This window comes from Salipiger thiooxidans (genome assembly GCF_900102075.1).
GTDB lineage: Bacteria > Pseudomonadota > Alphaproteobacteria > Rhodobacterales > Rhodobacteraceae > Salipiger > Salipiger thiooxidans.
The window spans coordinates 1-1,621 of record NZ_FNAV01000066.1 but is presented as its reverse complement, the minus strand read 5'-3'; the positions used below and the strand labels follow the sequence as shown (position 1 = coordinate 1,621).

General features: G+C 54.7%; 2 protein-coding genes. One reads left to right on the top strand and one right to left on the bottom strand.

The annotated features are described in order from the left end of the window. Positions 1-5: 5 nt before the first annotated feature. Positions 6-872, bottom strand: a complete 867-nt coding sequence (locus BLQ77_RS28595) for a hypothetical protein (protein WP_131822102.1) — start codon at positions 870-872, stop codon at positions 6-8. Positions 873-1,196: 324 nt separating this feature from the next. Here BLQ77_RS28595 and BLQ77_RS28050 point away from each other — a divergent pair, with 324 nt between their 5' ends. Continuing rightward, positions 1,197-1,499: a phage protease gene (locus tag BLQ77_RS28050; protein WP_089964324.1), complete on the top strand. Its 303-nt coding sequence runs from the start codon at positions 1,197-1,199 to the stop codon at positions 1,497-1,499. The last annotated feature ends 122 nt before the right edge of the window (positions 1,500-1,621 follow it).

Here is a 1,621-nt window from a genome sequence, read left to right as displayed (position 1 = left end):
TGGATTCACGAGATGAATACCTCACGCGATTTGTGCAACAGAGCCGGCTTCAACACCCAATCTTGTGCTTTGATTTCGAGGGTTTCATCTTTCAAATAAAAATGAAAATGCTTTGCTCCGACGCCTTCCATCTTAATCCAAGGCGTAGCGTTCATGTTGTCTTGGACGTTGCCTGATATTTCGTAGAACTCACCCCATTCTGGCGCAAGACCACTGAAGCGGCACTGGCCTGAATACCAGCCTTCGTCGTTTACTGAAGTCACGCGATATTTGGAGCAGTTTACGAAGCTGACAGCGATTTCAGGGATATTCTCATATTGGCGATAGGCGTAAGGATTTGGTTTCATGCGGGCAATCAACTCATCTCCGCGCTCTTCAAGCCTGAGACCCACATCATTCGGATGAGCGTTCCAGTCTTCATTCAGTCGGATGAACTTGGGGAGGTCGTCAGTCTCAAAATGCCATGGCAAATCCGCTTTTGGTTTCCAAGTTACCCAAAGACGGTTTGGATTCCTTGCTAAGGGTTTCAATCCCTCCGTTGGCTCGTTGACCAATACTGCGATACTGCCAAGGCCAATCAGCGGCCAGCCTGTAAGGCAGCTTCGCATCCACTGTCTATCAACTTGTGCAATCGACAAGTTGCGATCTGCCACCTGAAGCACATCCCCAATCACGGGAACGTGGGTAAGTTGATCAAGCATAAGAACCGACTGAGGTTGCCCAGAACCATCGTTGGGAAGGCTGAATATGTCGGTCAGACGACCCTTCGGTTCGTGCATTCTCGACCCCTTGGAAATTTCTACTGCCAACCACGAAAAAAGACAGTTTCTCGATTTTTCCATCATAGCAGACTTTTGTGCGCCGCGCAGCATCAGTCACTCTGGGCTCGTAGGGGCCGATCGCTGCGCTCAGCCTGAACGACAGCTTCCGAGAAATTAACCCAGCGGTGCGACGTCGGCTTTCTGCGCAAAGCCCTCGTTCAGAGGATTTCAGGGTGCAGGTGAAACGTACGTCAGCTCCGTCCCTCCCTCACGTTGAACCTACACCCAAACCTTCGCAAACAGCCGCCGGCGACGAACATCGTGCACTTGACCGTCGCCCGCGGGGTGCGGCAGTCTTAGTTTGCAGCCGCGTCACTCCCCCTGACAACTAGTTGGACATGTTTGCGATCTGCCTCGCGGGGCAAAGATCGCTGCATGAACACCGCCCTCGTCTCCCTCTCCACAATCCTGCTCCCGGCTCCGGCAAACGGCCAGACCGTGCCGGAGTGGGTTCACCTCGTGCCCAAGGGCTGGGTCCAGGCGCGCGACGGTCGCGGGCCCTGGCACTATGACGCCGCGAAGGCAGTGATCGCAGAGAGCTTCTCCCGGCGCCAGCGCATCCACATCGACGAGAACCACAGCACCGACACCGCGGCCAACGCCCACTTCGCAGCCGAGGTCCCACTTAGATTATTTATACCATGGGAACAGATGCTTAACCAAAGTCGCGCGAGCTGAGAGCCTTCGGCTAAGTGGGACCTCTTTTGCTCGATATTGCTCAGTTGAGTGCTGGGCTGGGCCCGAGAATGCGCCGGACGTACCAGTCAACTTTTGCCTGGCATCTGCCTTCAGCCGATGCT

Coding starts and splice junctions, on each gene's coding strand:
- BLQ77_RS28595 (WP_131822102.1), bottom strand. CDS start 872: ATGCTGCGCGGCGCACAAAAGTCTGCTATGATGGAAAAATCGAGAAAC.
- BLQ77_RS28050 (WP_089964324.1), top strand. CDS start 1,197: ATGAACACCGCCCTCGTCTCCCTCTCCACAATCCTGCTCCCGGCTCCG.